Here is a 16,056-nt window from a genome sequence, read left to right on the forward strand (position 1 = left end):
GTGGCGCAGCTGGTGAGCTACATCAGCCGCTACATGACCCTGCTGCCCGGCGACGTGATCAGCACCGGCACGCCATCCGGCGTCGGGCTGGGCCTGAAGCCACCGACCTACCTGCGCCCTGGCGACACCATCGAACTGGGCATCGACGGGCTGGGCGTGCAACGCCAGCACGTACGCGCGCATTCCAACCACACATAACCAACCCGCATGCTGGCACTCCACCCACATTTTCTGGATGCAAGGACAGCCACTCGATGAGCAAGATCACGGCACTGGACACCTACGACGTTCGCTTTCCGACTTCGCGCGAACTGGATGGCTCGGACGCCATGAACCCCGATCCGGACTACTCCGCGGCGTACGTGGTGATGCGCACCGACCAGCCCGGTTTGGCCGGATATGGCCTGGCTTTCACCATCGGGCGCGGCAACGACATCCAGAAGGCGGCGATCGATGCGCTGGCCGGCCATGTCGTCGGCCTGGACGTGCAGGAGGTCATCAACGATCTGGGCGGCTTTTCGATGCGCATGGTCGGGGACTCGCAACTGCGCTGGCTGGGCCCGGAAAAAGGCGTAATGCACATGGCGATCGGCGCCGTGGTCAACGCCGCGTGGGACCTTGCCGCGCGCATCGCCGGCAAGCCGCTGTGGCGCTTCATCGCCGAGATGACGCCGGAACAGCTGGTCGCCACCATCGACTTCCGCTATCTCACCGATGCGCTGACGCCGGACGAAGCACTGACCATGCTGTACGCCGCCGCCCCCGGCAAGGCCAAGCGCACCGAGCAATTGCTGGCCGAAGGCTACCCGGCCTACACCACCTCGCCCGGCTGGCTCGGCTATTCCGACGAGAAAATGCAACGCCTGGCGCGCGAAGCCGTGGCCGCGGGCTTCCGCACCATCAAGCTCAAGGTAGGCATGAACGTGGAAGACGACGTTCGACGCTGCCACCTGGCGCGCGCCACGGTGGGGCCGGACATCGCCATCGCGGTCGACGCCAACCAGCGCTGGAATGTGCCCGACGCCATCGCCTGGCTGCGCCGCCTCACCGACGTGGGCCTGGAATGGGTGGAAGAACCCACCAGCCCGGACGACGTACTCGGCCACGCCGAAATCCGTCGCGCGGTGGCGCCGGTGCCGATTTCCACCGGCGAACACACGCAGAACCGCGTGATCTTCAAGCAGCTGTTCCAGGCCGGCGCCGTGGATCTGGTGCAGATCGATGCCGCGCGCGTGGGCGGCGTGAATGAAAACCTGGCGATTCTGCTGCTGGCGGCCAAATTCGGCGTACGCGTGTATCCGCATGCCGGCGGCGTCGGCTTGTGCGAACTGGTGCAACACCTGGCAATGGCCGATTTCGTGGCGATCACCGGTAAGAAGGACGATCGCGCCATCGAATACGTCGATCACCTGCACCAGCATTTCGTCGATCCGGTGGTGATCCGCCGTGGGTGTTACATCGCGCCTGCCGCACCGGGCTTTTCCGCCCAGATGCACACTGAGACACTGGCGCAATTCCGTTATCCGGACGGCCCCGTGTGGTGTGAACCCCTGGACACCGCGACTGCATCATGACCGCACCCATCACCAACGTTGCCGACCTGCGCGAGCTCGCCAAGCGCCGCGTGCCGCGCGCCTTCTTCGAATACGCCGACCGCGGTTCGTACGATGAAGTCACGCTGCGCAGCAACCGCGACGCGTTCGAGCGCATCCGGTTTCGGCAACGGGTGATGGGCAACATCGACAACCGCTCGCTGGCCACCGACATCGTCGGCCAGCCGGTGTCGATGCCGCTGGCGCTCGCCCCCACCGGCTTGACCGGGCTGCAACACGGCAGCGGCGAAATCCTGGCGGCGCGCGCGGCCGAGAAAGCCGGCATTCCGTTCTGCCTGAGCACCATGTCGATCTGCTCGATCGAACAAGTGCGCGCCGCAGTGGAAAAGCCGTTCTGGTTCCAGGTGTACGTGATGCGCGACCGCGGTTTCACCCGCGACCTGATCCGCCGCGCCAGGGACGCGCAATGCTCCGCCCTGATGCTCACCGCCGACCTTACGGTGCAGGGCCAGCGTCACCGCGAAATCAAGAACGGCCTATCGGTACCGCCCAAGCTCACCCTGCGCAACCTCTTCGACATCGCCAGCAAGCCACGCTGGGTGTGGAACGTATTGCGCGCGCCCAGCCGCTCCTTCGGCAACCTGCAAGGCCGCATCGAAAATACCGACAGCCTCACCACCTTGGCGCAATGGATCGCCAACCAGTTCGATCCCACGCTGGAGTGGAACGACCTGGAATGGATCCGCGAGCTGTGGCCCGGCAAGCTGATCATCAAGGGCATCCTCGATCCGCGCGATGCCCGTATCGCGGCGAACCTCGGCGTCGACGCCATCGTGGTCTCCAACCACGGCGGCCGCCAGCTGGACGGCGCGCCCGCCACCATCGACGCATTGCCCGCCATCGTGCAGGCCGTGGGCGATCGCAGCCAGGTGCTGTTCGACGGCGGCATCCAGAGCGGCCAGGATTTGCTCAAGGCGCTTGCCTATGGCGCGCATGTCGGCTTGATCGGCAAGGCGTTTCTCTACGGCCTGGGCGCGATGGGTGAAGCAGGCGTGAGCAAGACCATCGAACTGATCCGCAAAGAACTCAGCGTGAGCATGGCGCTGACCGGACAAACCGACGTGCGGGAGATTTCGCCGGACATCATCTGGCGCAAGCCGGGAGAGGGCGTGCTGAATATCGTCAACACGCAATTTGACGATTCAGGGGTGCCCTGTCGCAAGTGATGCGTCGCGTGTAGGTCGGGGTGAGGCAGAGATGAAATCCGGGATTCATCATGCCAGGCCTACACATCGCCCCCATCACCCACGCCCAAGCTCAAGCATGTCCGCGGGCATGCGGAACAGCCTTTCTGGCCTGGTGCGCAGCAGGGCTTCCGGGGTGGTGTAACCCCATGCCACGGCGCCGAACATGATGCCCGCATCGTTGGCGGCTTCCGCGTCGCGGATTTCGTCGCCGACGTAGATCGCCTCTGCACTGATCATGCGCGTGTGCTTCAGGATGCGGCGCAAACGATGCGATTTGCCGAACAGGCTGGTGCCGCACTCGACCGTGGCGAAGCGGCTTATCAGCGTATCGCCCAGCACGGTGGTGACGTTCTGCAAGGTGTTGGAGGTCGCAAGGGCCAGTGGCATGCGCTTGTCCAGCAGCGCATGCAAGGCCTCGACCACGCCGGGAAAAGGATGCACGTCGTGAATGCGCTGCTGCAGGATGGTGCGGAAATCGGTCATCACCGCCGGCACTTTCCAGGGCGGCAGATGCAGCTCGCGCAGCAGATCGCGGGCGCTCATGCCACGTAGCACCTGTTGCTCGTGCAGTTGCACTTGCCGGAAGCCATGCCGCTGTGCCAGCACGTTGACGGCCTCGGCAAACACGGCATAGCTATCGGCCAGCGTGCCGTCGAAATCGAAGATGGCGAGTTTGATGGTCATGTGCTGCGAGAATAACCATCAGCTGCATCGCGTGTCACTTCGAATACGACTGATTGGGCTGCACTAACCAAGTGTGCGAGCGATCGAACTGCCCATGTCAGGGATCGCGAGTGAAAGGATGGTGCTCCGGCAGGGGCACCTACAGCGCCTCAAGCGAGGCCTGCAACGAAAAGATGCGCTGCATCGGCACCCACTTCTGCCCGGCTTCGGCCCACGGCAGACACTGCTGGTAGCGATCCATCAATTGCTCCCACTCCTTCGTCCTCGCGTCGGCATCTGCGTCACGCTTGGGTGAAGGCACGTAGTCATCGGCCATCGTGACCACCATCACCAGGCGATTGCCGGTACGGAAGATTTCCATCTCCTCGATACCTGACGCACGGATGGCGGTGACGATGTCCGGCCAGACGACGCCGGGGCGATGCCAGCGTTCGTATTCGGCGATGGCGGCGGCATCGTCCTTGAGGTCCAGGGCGTAGTAATGGCGTTGCATCAAACGGGACTCCGCGCCGCGCAGCGGCGCCAGGCAAACAGGGCAATGATGGCGAAGCTCATGGCCGGCACGATCATCGCGTCGGACATGCTGGAATGATCGGACACCGCGCCCATGATCGCGGTGAACACGGCGCCGCCGATGATGGTCATCACCAGCAGGCCGGAACCGAGCTTGCGTTCGTCGTCGCTGCGCCCTTCCACGCCCAGCGCAAAGATGGTCGGATACATCACCGACATGAAAAAGCTGCATGCCGCCAGCGCATACGCGCCGCTGTTGCCGGGATGCACCACCGCATACAAGGTCAGCGCCACGTTGATGGCCGCGAAGGTCAGCAGTAGGCGCACCGGCGCGATGTATTTCATCAGCGCTGCCCCGGCGAAGCGGCCGATCATGAAGCACACCAGTTCGGCGGTGAGGAAATTGGCGGCGGTTTTGGCCGAGGTGCCGTGCATGGTCGCCTGCACGTAGCGGATGGTGTAGCTCCACACGCCTACTTGCGCACCGACGTAGAAGAACTGCGCCAACATGGCGCCGATGAAAAACCGGTCGCGCAATAATCGGCCCAGCACGCCAGGGCTCGCTGCAGGCGATGCCGCCGTACGCGGCGCGGCGGCTTTGGGAAACCGCGTCGCCAGGATCAACCCCGCCCACCCCAGCACCACCACGCCGATCACCAGATACGGCCACTGCACGGCGCGGGTTTCGCTGATGTAGTACGCCGCACGCTGCGCGTCACCCATCGCTGCCAGCTGTTGCGGCGTGTGTTCGACGCCGGAAAAAATGAAATGCTGGCCGATCAGGATGCCCGCAATGGAACCCAGCGGATTGAAGGCCTGCGCCAGGTTGAGCCGGCGTGTCGCGGTTTCCGGCGGCCCCAGTAAGGTCACGAACGGGTTGGCCGAGGTTTCCAGGAAGGCAAGACCGCTGGCGATCACGAACAGCGCGAACAGGAACATGCCGTAAGTGGCCTTTTCGGCGGCCGGCCAGAACAGCAGCGCGCCGATGCCGTAGAGCATCAAGCCGAAAATCACCGCGCTCTTGTAGCCGAAGCGGCGCATATACATGCCCGCCGGCATGGCGATCAGGAAGTAGCCGAGGTAGAACGCGCTCTGCACCAGGCCGGCCTCGAAGTCGCTGAGCACAAAGGCTTTCTTGAATTGCGCAATCAGCACGTCGTTGAGGTTGTTGGCGCCGCCCCATAGAAAGAACAGGCTGACGATCAGCACCAGCGGCAGCCAGATGCGGCCGGCCTGCAGGGTGTCGGTGGTCGGCATGGGGGCGTCTTCGGTCACGGTCTGCGCTTCCACCTTGTACTCCTACGCGTCGAGGCGGGCTGCCGGGTGACGACATCGCCCAATTGTGCAAATATGAAATGGTTATTCATAGATAGCACAAGTCGCGCTGCAACATTGTTCCTGGATTTTCGGCAAGATGGCGCGATGCGATCGTCGGACAAGGGGAATGTCATGGCCACTGAAACACCCAAGTACCGCGCCCCGGCCCTCGACAAGGGGCTGGATATCCTGGAATTGCTGGCCGCCTCCAGCCGTCCGCTGAGCATTGCAGAAATCTCCGAAGGCGTGGGCCGCTCGCGCGGGGAAATCTTCCGCATGCTGCAGGTGCTGGAAGAGCGCGATTACATCGCGCGCGGCGAAGGCGACGTCGGCTACTCGGTCACCCCCCGGCTGTTTCGCCTAGGAATGGAGCAGCCGCCCGTAAAAAGCGCCATCGAAGCGGCTATGCCGGTGATGCATCACCTGGCCGACACCTGCGGCCAGGCCTGCCACCTGGTGGTGCCGTCCGGCGAGCAGATCGTGGTGGTGGCACGCGTGGACCCGCCCGGCGAAGTGGCCCTGGTGGTGCGCGTGGGACACCGCCGCCCGATGTCGCAATCCACCTCCGGCCATGTGCTGCTGGCCTTCCAGGAAGAACAGACGCGCGAGCGCTGGCTGGACGTGATCCAACGCTTCGAACCCGGCCTGGACCGAAAAAAGCTGATGCGCCTGCTGAACCAGTTGCGCACGCGCGGCTATGCCTGCGAACACAGCCACGTGGTGGATGCGGTGACCGATCTTTCCGCACCGATCTTGCAACATGGCGCAGCGGTATGCGCGCTTACCATTCCCTATATCGAACAGCAGAACGCCACCCAGACCATGGACGACGTGATCGCCGCCCTGCTCCACGCGACCGGCGAGATCTCCCAGGCGCTGCAGTTCGGTTCCTCCCGCACCTGACAACGAGTATGGAAAGCATGCTGATACGCCGTAGCGTTTTGCTGGCCGCCGCGATGGCCGCCACCCTGTTCGCCGGCAGCGCCGTCGCGCAGAACTTTGCCGACGTGAAGCCCTCGCCGCAGCAGACGCATTGGCAGGATCTGGAATTCGGCGTGATCGTACACTTCGGCACCAATACGTTCCTGGATCGCGAATGGGGCGATGGCACGGCCGACCCGAAGGTATTCAATCCCGACCACGTGGACCCGGACCAGTGGGCGCGCGCCGCCAAATCCGCAGGCGCCAAATATCTGGTGCTGGTGGCCAAGCATCATGACGGCTTCGCCCTGTGGCCCACTGCGCAAACCGATTATTCAGTGAAGAACAGCCCATGGCTGGGCGGCGAAGGCGACCTGGTAAAGATGACGTCGGATGCCGTGCGCAAGGAAGGCATGGAATTCGGCATCTACCTCTCGCCCTGGGATCGCCACGAACCGCGCTACAAGGACTCGGCCGCCTACGACGCGTATTACATGGCGGAGATGGACGAACTGGTGCAGAACTACGGCCCGCTGGTGGAATGGTGGCTGGACGGCGCCGGCAGCGGCGGCCACGTCTACAATTTCAAGAAGTACATCGAAGAGCTGCGCACTTACCAGCCCAACACCATGGTGTTTGCCGACGTCGCATTGTTCGGCTATGGGGACATTCGCTGGGTAGGCCAGGAAGACGGCCATATCCGCGGCGAAAACTGGAACGTGATCGACCGCCATAGCGAATTGCGCTGGCGCCCGGTGGAAGTGGATACCCCGCTGCACAAGCTGCAATGGTTCTGGCATCCAGACAGCGACAAGACGCTCAAGAGCGTCGGCGAGCTGATGGATATCTGGGAAAACAGCGTGGGCCGCGGCGGGCAATTGATGCTCGGCCTGGCACCCAACCGCCACGGCCTGCTGCCGGATGCCGACGTCAAGCGGCTGAAGGAATTCGGTGATGCCTTGCAGGCGCGCTATGGTGCCGACAAGAACCTGGTGCGGCATCGTCTTGCCAATTTGCCCAGCGATCAGAATGTTGCGGCGGCACTGGATGGCGACCCCGACACGTTCTGGTCCGCGCCGGAAGGTTCGCGCCATGCCTCGCTCGAAGTGGATTTCGCCCAGCCGATCACCTTCGATCATGCGCTGACAATGGAGTGGCTGAACGACGGCCAGTGCGTGCAAAAATATGTGATCGAAGCATGGGTGCAAGGCGCCTGGACGCCGGTGGCAAAAGCCGAAGCGATTGGCCATATGAAGATCGACCACTTTGCGCCAACCACGGCGTCGAAGGTTCGCTTGAATATTCTTTCGAGTGCTTGCGTGGCGCGGATACGCGAGTTTCAGTTGTTTGATGTGGGTGCCGAGCGCTGAGCTGACCGCTCGCTGGATCTGCCCGCTCCCCTCCCCTACTTCGCCGGGAGGGAATCGTTTATCGCGATGATTCAGATGCCCGTGCTCCGTAGTTGCGCTCCATCCGCTGACACCTGCCAACCCCGTCGCATTCCCCACGCTCAAAACTAAGAATTAATTATGAAGAAAAGCCAGCACAAGGCTTTTCTGCCAGTATCCTGACGCACAATCGGCGTGCGATAGCCATACCGCGCCGCCGAACGGGGAATCCTTAAAGGAAACGCGTTACGTCGCGACGTCAACAAGGCGTCGGCCCGTACGTTTACCTTTCGTCAGCTTCTGTCACGGCGGCACTGCGCGTGGATACATTGCTCGTTCAAGCGGCCAAGGCGACGCCCTCGCCCGAAGGCCGCAGCCACTCAGGAGAGACTAACCCGCAGGACGCACCGACCCTTTCCCTCGTCATCTGCACCCTGGACGAGCACGAAGCCATTGGCGGCGTGCTGCGCGAACTGGACCAGCACCTGGGCGGCATCCGTCACGAGATCATCGTGGTGGACGATTCGGCCGACTCGCGCACGGCCGATGCGGTGGCGGCGTATGCGGCCGATCATCCGCAAGTCCGGCTGGTGCGCCGTTACATGGCAAGCGGCTTGTCCTCGGCAGCCATCAAAGGCTGGGATGTCGCCACGGGTCATATCCTGGCCATCATGGATGGCGACGGACAGCATGATCCTGCGTTGATCCGCTCCCTGCTCGAAAAGCTTGCCGAGCCGGACACCGACCTGGCCGTCGCCAGCCGCTACCTGGACGATGCCCGCTCCGGCCTGTACGGGCTGCGGCATCGGCTAAGCCGCACCGGCACCTGGCTTACCGACGTCACCCTCGGCGTGCCGCTGGCCGATCCGTTGAGCGGCTGTTTTGCGATGACGCGCGACTGGTATGCACACGTGCGCCGCAACCTGTCGGGCCTGGGCTTCAAGATCCTGATCGACGTGGTCGCCTCCGGCGCAAGAAAGCCGCAGGCCGCGCAGATTCCTACGTTGCTGCGCGCCCGCACGGGCGGCGAATCCAAATTGGATACGCGGGTGATCATCGATCTGATGGCACTGCTGATCGAAAAACGCACGCAGGGACGTTTCACCGCCGCCGCCTTGATGGCCGGCATGGCGGCATCGAGCGCGCTGTGCCTGCAATGGCTTGCGCTGGGCGTCCTGCTGAAGCTGGCGGCGCCGCTGTGGCTGGCCATGCTGCTATCGGCAAGTGTTGGCCTTGCCGGCCGTTTCGGCGTGTTGCTGTTGACGACACCACGCTCGCGTCGTCCTGCCAACGCGCATCAGCTGCTGCGCCAGTGGCGAGGGTTCTGCCTGCACCGCTGGAGCGACGTGCCCTTGAATGCAGGTTTCGCCGTCGCGCTATGCCTGGCGCATTGCCCCTGGCCAATCGCCGCGCTGGCTGGCTTGTTGTTGGCCGAATCGCGCTATCACCTGGGTGGCCTGGCGGGAGTGAAAGCGTGAATCATGCGTTGCGGGCGCCAGCCCGTTGGCAGGCGGTTGTTTACGGATTGATCGCGCTGGCTGCTTGTGTGGGCGCCTTCATTGGGCTTTCGGCCAGCAGCCTGTGGATCGATGAGCTGTTTACGGTCTATCTGATCCATCATCACGGTGGCCTTGGCGAAGTCTTTCGCCGCGCGCTGACCGATACGCATCCGCCGCTGTATTACTTCCTGCTGTATGCATGGACGCAGTTGGCGGGCCTGTCGGAAACGGCCTTGCGCATGCCCAGCGCCGTGTTCGCCGTGGTATCCCTGGGCGTGTTTGCGCTTGGCGCCCGGCGCGTGCTCAGCCGCACGGGCGTCGCGTTTGCCTGCGCGGTGGCGGGCGTTTCCGAGTTCTGGTTCGAGCAGTCGCAGAATGCGCGCAGCTATGCCTTGTGCATGGCGTGGTCCGCCGGTTTGCTGTCCATCGCCCTCGCCTTCCGGCGGCGCGCGCAAGCACGCACGGAGTTTCCGCTTGCGCACTGGCTGGCACTGAGCGTGCTGGGCCTGCTTGCCAGCCTTACCCACGCTTACCTGCTGCTGGCAACCGGCATGGTGTTGCTGTTTCTTTTGCTGAGCCTGCGTCCCTGGCGCCTACGCATCGCGTTGATAGCGACCGGCCTGGCGATACTTGCCGTCAACGTGTTGTATTACCGCATGATGATGCATGCTTCGCAGCAGAATCTGCAGGGCCTGTGGTTCGACAACAGCGCCAGCTTTTTCAAGCAACAGATTCGCGACGCGTGCTACGGGCTGATGCAACGGCAGATCATCGCGGTGACGGTGTTGCTGATCCTGTTCGGCATCCGGCAGAAGATGGCCGGCGACCCCTCTTTCACGCAGGACCCGCAAGACACGCGCTGGGCTACCAGGCTGGCGACCTTCGTGCTGATCGGGGTGATCGTCTGCGGCATCGGCGTGTCGCTGGCGGTGGCGCCCTCGTTTTCGGATCGCAACGTGCTCACCTGCATGCCGTTCGCCTGGTTGCTGATAGGGCGCCTTTACGATGTGGCAGGGCCACGCGGAGATACCCGCGCCAGCGGCGTGGTCGCCGTACTGACCATCTTGATGGTCGGCAGTTATCTGTATCGGGTACCGGGGCGGGAATGGCCGCGCCGCGAAAACTGGCGCGCTTCGGCCCAATACGTGTCGCAACTGCCGGGCTGTGCCGGGCAGTTGGTGCCGGCGGTGCTGCCGTTTCGTTTCGGCCCGGCGTCGACTTATTTTCGTGCGCTGGCCGCGCATGATTTCTTCGGCTACTACCTGCCAGCTGGCACACCGGTCCACGCGTACCTGCCCGCGGAACTGGCCGGCCGTCATCCCACGCCGGAGCTGCCGCCCTTGCTCGCATCGCGCGCCGCCAACGCCGATACCGGCGGCTGCAGCCTGCTGGCCTGGGGGGTGCACGATGTGGACGAACCTTCCGCCCTTAAGATTGCGCTGGATCTCGCGCGCCAGCCGGGCGTGGCGCCGCGTCGCGTGCTGATGCAGGAATTCATCACCTATCAGCCACGCTATCTGCGCTGGGAGAAGCTGCCGAAAGCCTATGTCTATGTGGCCATTCCCGCCACGGCTTCCAGCGCCCGCGTGACGGCGCCGGCCACACCGGACGTTCACCTGGGCAAGCACGACGCCGCGGCGCTCGGTGAACGCATCGTGGTGCAATACCTGACTACGTACGCGAACCCCACACCGCCTGCCTATCAGGTCGACGTGTACGCCATCCAGCGCTGGGACGACCACGACCGGCAACACCCCGTGCACCAGGATTTCCTGGCCGTGCATCGCCTGACCTGCGATGCGCCGATCACCAAGCCGAATTGGGATGTATGGCCTGATCCGGCCAATCCCGGCTGCAGCGATCTGCCACCCCCGACCCATGCGGGACAGGTCGACGGAAAGCTGTGATGCGCCTCTGGACACGCATGTCGCTGCTTTTTTCACGGCTTTTAAGCGGAAAGCTCAGGACGATTCCCGCAGGCTGTCCAGGCAGATGAACAAGATCAAGCACGACAACCGGCCTAGCTTCGGTGCAGCGCTCGGTACGCTCGCCGAGCGGGAATGCCGCAAATTGCTGCGCGCGCTGGCCATGCGCAAGCAGCGGCAGGAGGGTATTCACGAGGCGCGCAAATCTTGCCGCCGCCTGCGCAGCATCCTGCCCTTGCTACCGCCCGAGCAGCCGACCGACGCCGTGGATCATGGCCTGCAGGCGCTGGCGCACGGCATTGCACCGATACGCGACGCGTATATCGCCGCCCGCACGGCGAAGCTGCTAGCGAAAACCCATGCCACGCAGATCACGCCTGCGCTGGTTCATCAGCTGGAACAACGTTGCGAAGAAATACTCGGCCAGACGCTCGCATCCGATGCCCACTTGCGCGACCGCCGCGCGCATGCGCAACGCATCATCGCCGCGATCCATACGCTGGCCTGGCAGGACATCCGCCCCGCCCAAGCCCGGCAAACCTTGAAACGCAGCAAGCAACGCGTGAAGAAAGCCCGCAAAAAAGCCCTTGCCCTGCAGGCGCCCGCCGCCTTGCATCGTTGGCGGCGCCGGGCGCGCAAGCTTCGCTACCAGTTGGAATTCGTGCGCAAGGCGCGCCGCATGGCGGACATGAAAAAAGCGCGTACGCAGGCATACGGCGCAAAAGCCAAACAGCTTTCCCTCCTTACCGACCAGTTGGGATGGCGGCAGGATGTCCAGATATTGCTCGATACCATCGAGCAGTTGCCCGACCCCGCCGACGTGCATGCGCTACGCAGGCAGTTGCCGTCGAAATCGGCGAACTGGTTGAGCGCTGAACCGCCTGGCTGACGCGGTGCGGGTCCAGTCAGAACGCACGGCATTCCACGCTTCCATCAGTGGCACACCAGCACCGGAATATCACAGCAGCCCAGCACCCGGTTCGTCTCGCTACCCAGCAACATGCGATCGAGCGTGGAGTAGCCGTGCATGCTCATGACGATGAGATCGCAATGCTGTTTTTTCGCCGCGCCGACGATGGCTACGTACGGACGACGATCGAAAACATAGCCACTATGACAGCCCACACCCGCCTTGCCGGCCATCGCTTCGATCTCCGCCAGCCGCTGCTGCGCACGCATGACAGCGCGTTCCGCATGCGAATCTTCGGCGTGCTGGATGACGTCGGAGAAATACGCCACCGCAGCGAGCGGCGCCAGCACGTGGAAGGCGTAGATGCGCGCCCCCAGTGAACGCGCCAGTTCGATACCGACTTGCGCGGCGTGCATCGCGTGATCGGAACCGTCGGTAGGAACCAGGATATGCGAAAACATGCGACCTCCTTCGGGACATGACCCGCCGAGCGCATGGTTTTTTTCGTTGCGTCGGCCATAGCTATGACTGGCAGGTCGTTCGCCTGGCCCGGCTTGGATTCCATCTTACTCCCGGCAAGTGCGAAGGCATCGGTGACAACAAGTTGTTTTCGCTTGTGTTAAGACTGTCGGCACCCCATTTTTCCCGCATTCATGGCTTTTTGAGGTCATCATGACGTTGGCAGCAGCCGCGCCCCAACTGGTGAATGGCGATGCGCTTAAGGACTTCATCGGCAGGCACCGCCGCCTGTTCGTGCTGACCGGCGCCGGCTGCAGCACGGATTCGGGCATTCCTGACTATCGCGATACCGACGGCGGCTGGAAACGCGCCCAGCCGGTCACCTATCAGGCCTTCATGGGCGAGGAACTCACCCGCAAGCGCTATTGGGCGCGCAGCCTGGTCGGCTGGCGGCGCTTCGGCAAAGCCGTGCCGAACCCCACCCATCACGCGCTGGCCAGGCTGGAACAACTCGACAAGCTGGGATTGCTGCTCACCCAGAACGTGGATGGCCTGCATCACCAGGCGGGTAACCGCAAGGTGGTGGATCTGCATGGGCGGCTGGACACCGTGCGCTGCATGGGTTGCGAACAGCGCTCGCCGCGCCATGCGTTGCAACAAACCTTGCTGGCACTCAATCCGCCATGGAACCGGCTCGATGCCGGCGACGCGCCGGACGGCGATGCAGACCTGGACGGCCACGATTTCAGCAGCTTCACCGTACCGCCCTGCCCGCATTGCGGCGGCGTGCTGAAACCGGACGTGGTGTTCTTCGGCGAAAACGTACCGCGCGATCGCGTGGCCACGGCCATGCAAGCGCTGGACGCGGCCGACGCGATGCTGGTGGTGGGATCGTCCTTGATGGTGTTTTCCGGTTACCGCTTCGCGCATGCCGCGGCCAAGGCGGGGAAACCGATCGCCGCGGTCAACCTGGGGCGCACGCGCGCCGATCCGCTGTTGAGCCTGAAGGTGGAACAGTCTTGCGCGGACGCCCTGGCCTTTTTAAACGCGGGCGCCTCAACGCCGGGCACGAAAGAAGTCGCGTAGCAATACCGCTGACTCTTCGGCGAGCAAGCCGCCCTGCACTTCGATGCGGTGATTGTGCCGCTCGGAAATCAAGGTATCGAACACGCTGCCGGCCGCACCCGTCTTGGGATCGGTCGTGCCATACACCACGCGCCCTACCCGCGCATGCACCAAGGCCATCGAGCACATCGCACAGGGCTCCAGGGTGACGTAAAGCGTGGCACCCACGATGCGGTAATTCGCCAGCTTCTCTCCCGCCGCGCGCAACGCCATGATTTCGGCATGTGCCGTGGGGTCATGCAACGTGATGTTGCGATTCCAGCCGAGCCCGACAATCTGCCCATCCTGCACCAGCACCGCGCCGACCGGCACTTCGTTCTCCGCATCACGCGCGTGTTCGGCCAGTTGCAGCGCGCGGCGCATGTAGGCTTCATCCTCCGCGCTGAATTCGGGCAAGCGTAGATCGTCGTTCAATGCGTCAACCATTTCGGTGAGTCGATTTTTTATCAAAGGCGGCGAGCGGTGCGGATGATACAGGGCGAGGCTTGTTCTACGCTTTGCTCGACCGGCGGTGCTCGGCAGACTGCATTGGCTGCGATCGGGAATGAAACCATGGACGATGCTAATGCGATATCTGCGCGGCCAATCCAAGTTCGTCGGCCAACTGCTTCAGACGTTTGTCGCCTGTCCAGATGCTTGCCCCGGCGGTAAGTCGGACCGAGGCCAGCAACGACACGTCCATGTACCCGACGCCACGGCTGTAGAGCTTCGCGTGTTCGATGAAATGCATGATTTCAGCGTGGGTCGCTACGCTGGCGGCAGGCATGTCGTTGAGCAACCCGAGAAAAGCCGTACGGTTTGGCAGGCTTCCGCACGCCAACTCCCCGATGACCAACGGATGGACCAGCACCTGGCCGTCGTGCAGGAGCCGCGTCAAAAACGGGTGCTGGCTGCGAAGGTGGTCGATCCAGATCGACGTGTCGACGATGATCATTCGCCTCCAGGCCTCCGGCGAGGTATCTCCTCCATGCCAGGGTTGCTGCCGCCAAGCGCAGCAAGCCGACGGGCGGCCTCACGCTCGATCAAGGCCTTCAGCGCCTCCCTCACCAGAGCGGATTTCTCGTGGAGGCCCGTATATGCCTGCGCCTTCGCCAGCAGGTCGTCATCCAATGCAAGAGTCGTACGCATGGTCAATACCCGTGGAGTGGCGCACGAATTATAGCATCATTCGATGATTATTTTGATGCGAAGGCCGCATCATAACGCCTCGTCAGAGGGCCTGCTTGCCCGAATCAGTCAGCCACATATACGATTCACATACGTTCCATATCAGACCAGGCCCATGGGCATCGTAAACATCGACGACGACCTGCACGACCAGCTGCGCAAGGCCAGTGGCGTGTCATGCAGGTCGATCAATGCGCAGGCGGCGTTCTGGATCAGGATCGGCATGCTGTGCGAAATGAACCCGACGCTGAGCTTCAACGAGATCGTGGCCAGTGAACTGCGGGCCGCCGGGGTGACGGCGCAACCCGTCAAGATGCCTTTGCCATGACCAAACAGCCGGAAGAAATCGGCCTGCTGGCGGAGTCGGGGCGGCTGTTGGCGGACGTGTTCAGTCACCTGGACCGGTTGAACCTTATCGGCATGTCGACCATGCAGGTCAATGATCTGGTCGATGACCTCATCGTGCATGAGCTCGCTGCACGACCGGCCAGCAAAGGTCAGTATGGGTATGCCTACGCGCTCAACGCTTCCCCCAACAGCGTGGTCTGCCACGGCGTTCCGTCCACTGCGGACATCCTGCAGGACGGAGACATCGTCAATTTCGACATCACGCTGGAAAAGAATGGCTACATTGCCGACTCCAGCAAGACCTATCTGGTGGGCGACGTATCGCCACCGGCCAGGCGGCTGGTGCATACGGCGTATGAGGCGATGTGGAAAGGCATCCAGGCCGTCCGCCCAGGCGCCAGGCTCGGCGACGTGGGGCACGCCATCGAGCGGCACGCCCGCAGGCATGGCTATTCGATCGTCCGGGAATATTGCGGACACGGCATCGGTCGCCAGATGCACGAGCCGCCGCAGGTGTTGCACTGGGGCACGCCACGAACCGGACTGATGCTGCGTGAGGGCATGGTGTTCACCATCGAGCCGATGTTGAACCAGGGGCGGGCTGCCGTTCGAACCGAAGAGGATGGCTGGACGGTCGTTACCCGCGACGGGAAGCTATCGGCACAGTTCGAGCATACCGTGGCCGTCAATGCAGACGGTGTGCGCGTGTTGACCTTGCGTCCTGGCGAAAAGAGGCCGCATTGAGCCGAGGGTTCCCTCGCGTCGCCGCCCGCCGCGGTGTCTCCAGATGCTTTCGCCCTACTCCCACTCGATCATCAACGAGTCACGCAAGTCCGCGTGGTTAAAGGGATTGGCTTTGATCGACATGGACCTTTACCGTCGCTTTTACCGTCAGAAAAACACGCCCTTTGCTGGCGCGGGTCTGCGCGGCATCGGCTCATGATCAATCAACTTTCAGAATACCGGAGAAATTCCCAACCGTCAGCCAACGTAAGCGCAT

19 protein-coding genes are annotated in these 16,056 nt (G+C 63.1%); 12 read left to right on the plus strand and 7 right to left on the minus strand.

Features of this window, described 5'->3' with window-relative positions; translation table 11 throughout:
• The 3 genes from VMA74_RS00755 to VMA74_RS00765 form a co-directional block, all read left to right on the plus strand.
• A partial coding sequence (locus tag VMA74_RS00755; protein WP_325363825.1) for a fumarylacetoacetate hydrolase family protein occupies positions 1-198 on the plus strand: 198 nt, incomplete at its 5' end.
• A gap of 56 nt (positions 199-254) precedes the next feature.
• Positions 255-1,574, plus strand: coding sequence for an L-fuconate dehydratase (locus VMA74_RS00760; protein WP_325363827.1), 1,320 nt, complete (start codon positions 255-257; stop codon positions 1,572-1,574).
• Positions 1,571-2,779 carry an alpha-hydroxy acid oxidase gene (locus VMA74_RS00765; protein ID WP_325363829.1) on the plus strand — a complete coding sequence of 403 codons (1,209 nt, stop codon included), beginning with the start codon at positions 1,571-1,573 and terminating at the stop codon, positions 2,777-2,779. Before VMA74_RS00760 ends, VMA74_RS00765 begins: the two co-directional genes overlap by 4 nt.
• A 75-nt stretch (positions 2,780-2,854) precedes the next feature.
• Here the strand turns inward: VMA74_RS00765 and VMA74_RS00770 are convergent, their stop codons facing one another.
• From VMA74_RS00770 to fucP, 3 genes are all read right to left on the minus strand, one after another.
• The gene (locus VMA74_RS00770; protein WP_325363831.1) at positions 2,855-3,484 is read right to left on the minus strand and encodes an HAD hydrolase-like protein; all 630 of its coding nucleotides are present in this window, start codon (positions 3,482-3,484) and stop codon (positions 2,855-2,857) included.
• A 139-nt stretch (positions 3,485-3,623) separates the two neighbouring features.
• Positions 3,624-3,977, minus strand: coding sequence for an L-rhamnose mutarotase (locus tag VMA74_RS00775; RefSeq protein WP_325363833.1), 354 nt, complete (start codon positions 3,975-3,977; stop codon positions 3,624-3,626).
• Complete coding sequence (gene fucP / locus VMA74_RS00780) at positions 3,977-5,254, minus strand: L-fucose:H+ symporter permease (RefSeq protein WP_325363861.1); 1,278 nt, start codon at positions 5,252-5,254, stop codon at positions 3,977-3,979. Before fucP ends, VMA74_RS00775 begins: the two co-directional genes overlap by 1 nt.
• Before the next feature lie 192 nt (positions 5,255-5,446).
• Here fucP and VMA74_RS00785 point away from each other — a divergent pair, with 192 nt between their 5' ends.
• From VMA74_RS00785 to VMA74_RS00805, 5 genes are all read left to right on the plus strand, one after another.
• Positions 5,447-6,217, plus strand: coding sequence for an IclR family transcriptional regulator (locus VMA74_RS00785; protein WP_325363835.1), 771 nt, complete (start codon positions 5,447-5,449; stop codon positions 6,215-6,217).
• 17 nt (positions 6,218-6,234) lie between these two features.
• Positions 6,235-7,605 (plus strand): alpha-L-fucosidase, encoded by a 1,371-nt coding sequence (locus tag VMA74_RS00790; RefSeq protein ID WP_325363837.1) that lies wholly within the window; start codon positions 6,235-6,237, stop codon positions 7,603-7,605.
• A gap of 338 nt (positions 7,606-7,943) precedes the next feature.
• Positions 7,944-9,101, plus strand: a complete 1,158-nt coding sequence (locus VMA74_RS00795) for a glycosyltransferase (protein WP_325363839.1) — start codon at positions 7,944-7,946, stop codon at positions 9,099-9,101.
• Positions 9,098-11,029 carry a glycosyltransferase family 39 protein gene (locus VMA74_RS00800; protein ID WP_325363841.1) on the plus strand — a complete coding sequence of 644 codons (1,932 nt, stop codon included), beginning with the start codon at positions 9,098-9,100 and terminating at the stop codon, positions 11,027-11,029. The genes VMA74_RS00795 and VMA74_RS00800 overlap by 4 nt, the downstream gene beginning before the upstream one ends.
• A gap of 85 nt (positions 11,030-11,114) precedes the next feature.
• A complete protein-coding gene (locus tag VMA74_RS00805; RefSeq protein WP_325363843.1) occupies positions 11,115-11,936 on the plus strand; it encodes a CHAD domain-containing protein in 822 nt (273 codons plus the stop codon).
• Positions 11,937-11,980: 44 nt separating this feature from the next.
• On the opposite strand, the gene VMA74_RS00810 is transcribed toward VMA74_RS00805, so the two are convergent.
• On the minus strand, positions 11,981-12,418 hold the full coding sequence (locus VMA74_RS00810; protein WP_325363845.1) for a universal stress protein: 438 nt from the start codon (positions 12,416-12,418) through the stop codon (positions 11,981-11,983).
• A 211-nt stretch (positions 12,419-12,629) separates the two neighbouring features.
• On the opposite strand from VMA74_RS00810, the gene VMA74_RS00815 reads away from it, so the two are divergent.
• Positions 12,630-13,502 carry an NAD-dependent protein deacetylase gene (locus VMA74_RS00815; protein WP_325363847.1) on the plus strand — a complete coding sequence of 291 codons (873 nt, stop codon included), beginning with the start codon at positions 12,630-12,632 and terminating at the stop codon, positions 13,500-13,502.
• Here the strand turns inward: VMA74_RS00815 and tadA are convergent.
• The 3 genes from tadA to VMA74_RS00830 all read right to left on the minus strand — a co-directional run bounded on the left by tadA (position 13,473) and on the right by VMA74_RS00830 (position 14,669).
• Positions 13,473-13,967, minus strand: coding sequence for a tRNA adenosine(34) deaminase TadA (gene tadA / locus VMA74_RS00820; protein WP_325363849.1), 495 nt, complete (start codon positions 13,965-13,967; stop codon positions 13,473-13,475). The genes VMA74_RS00815 and tadA overlap by 30 nt on opposite strands.
• Before the next feature lie 136 nt (positions 13,968-14,103).
• Positions 14,104-14,475 (minus strand): type II toxin-antitoxin system VapC family toxin, encoded by a 372-nt coding sequence (locus tag VMA74_RS00825; protein ID WP_325363851.1) that lies wholly within the window; start codon positions 14,473-14,475, stop codon positions 14,104-14,106.
• On the minus strand, positions 14,472-14,669 hold the full coding sequence (locus tag VMA74_RS00830; protein ID WP_325363853.1) for a type II toxin-antitoxin system VapB family antitoxin: 198 nt from the start codon (positions 14,667-14,669) through the stop codon (positions 14,472-14,474). The genes VMA74_RS00825 and VMA74_RS00830 overlap by 4 nt, the downstream gene beginning before the upstream one ends.
• Positions 14,670-14,823: 154 nt before the next feature.
• On the opposite strand from VMA74_RS00830, the gene VMA74_RS00835 reads away from it, so the two are divergent.
• Genes VMA74_RS00835 through VMA74_RS00845 form a run of 3 tightly spaced genes read left to right on the plus strand, consistent with a single transcriptional unit; the run spans position 14,824 to position 15,999 of the window.
• Entirely contained in the window at positions 14,824-15,036 is a 213-nt protein-coding gene (locus VMA74_RS00835; protein ID WP_325363855.1) for a ParD-like family protein, read from the plus strand.
• On the plus strand, positions 15,033-15,800 hold the full coding sequence (map, locus tag VMA74_RS00840; RefSeq protein WP_325363857.1) for a type I methionyl aminopeptidase: 768 nt from the start codon (positions 15,033-15,035) through the stop codon (positions 15,798-15,800). The genes VMA74_RS00835 and map overlap by 4 nt, the downstream gene beginning before the upstream one ends.
• Before the next feature lie 43 nt (positions 15,801-15,843).
• Positions 15,844-15,999, plus strand: coding sequence for a hypothetical protein (locus VMA74_RS00845; RefSeq protein WP_325363859.1), 156 nt, complete (start codon positions 15,844-15,846; stop codon positions 15,997-15,999).
• Positions 16,000-16,056: the final 57 nt, after the last annotated feature.

This window comes from Dyella sp., from assembly GCF_035508675.1.
Taxonomy (GTDB): Bacteria; Pseudomonadota; Gammaproteobacteria; order Xanthomonadales; family Rhodanobacteraceae; genus Dyella_B.

Coding starts and splice junctions, on each gene's coding strand:
- VMA74_RS00770 (WP_325363831.1), bottom strand. CDS start 3,484: ATGACCATCAAACTCGCCATCTTCGATTTCGACGGCACGCTGGCCGAT.
- VMA74_RS00805 (WP_325363843.1), top strand. CDS start 11,115: ATGAACAAGATCAAGCACGACAACCGGCCTAGCTTCGGTGCAGCGCTC.
- VMA74_RS00810 (WP_325363845.1), bottom strand. CDS start 12,418: ATGTTTTCGCATATCCTGGTTCCTACCGACGGTTCCGATCACGCGATG.
- VMA74_RS00760 (WP_325363827.1), top strand. CDS start 255: ATGAGCAAGATCACGGCACTGGACACCTACGACGTTCGCTTTCCGACT.
- VMA74_RS00790 (WP_325363837.1), top strand. CDS start 6,235: ATGCTGATACGCCGTAGCGTTTTGCTGGCCGCCGCGATGGCCGCCACC.
- VMA74_RS00830 (WP_325363853.1), bottom strand. CDS start 14,669: ATGCGTACGACTCTTGCATTGGATGACGACCTGCTGGCGAAGGCGCAG.
- VMA74_RS00815 (WP_325363847.1), top strand. CDS start 12,630: ATGACGTTGGCAGCAGCCGCGCCCCAACTGGTGAATGGCGATGCGCTT.
- tadA (WP_325363849.1), bottom strand. CDS start 13,967: ATGGTTGACGCATTGAACGACGATCTACGCTTGCCCGAATTCAGCGCG.
- fucP (WP_325363861.1), bottom strand. CDS start 5,254: ATGCCGACCACCGACACCCTGCAGGCCGGCCGCATCTGGCTGCCGCTG.
- VMA74_RS00825 (WP_325363851.1), bottom strand. CDS start 14,475: ATGATCATCGTCGACACGTCGATCTGGATCGACCACCTTCGCAGCCAG.
- VMA74_RS00835 (WP_325363855.1), top strand. CDS start 14,824: ATGGGCATCGTAAACATCGACGACGACCTGCACGACCAGCTGCGCAAG.
- VMA74_RS00775 (WP_325363833.1), bottom strand. CDS start 3,977: ATGCAACGCCATTACTACGCCCTGGACCTCAAGGACGATGCCGCCGCC.
- VMA74_RS00845 (WP_325363859.1), top strand. CDS start 15,844: ATGCTTTCGCCCTACTCCCACTCGATCATCAACGAGTCACGCAAGTCC.
- VMA74_RS00765 (WP_325363829.1), top strand. CDS start 1,571: ATGACCGCACCCATCACCAACGTTGCCGACCTGCGCGAGCTCGCCAAG.
- VMA74_RS00785 (WP_325363835.1), top strand. CDS start 5,447: ATGGCCACTGAAACACCCAAGTACCGCGCCCCGGCCCTCGACAAGGGG.
- map (WP_325363857.1), top strand. CDS start 15,033: ATGACCAAACAGCCGGAAGAAATCGGCCTGCTGGCGGAGTCGGGGCGG.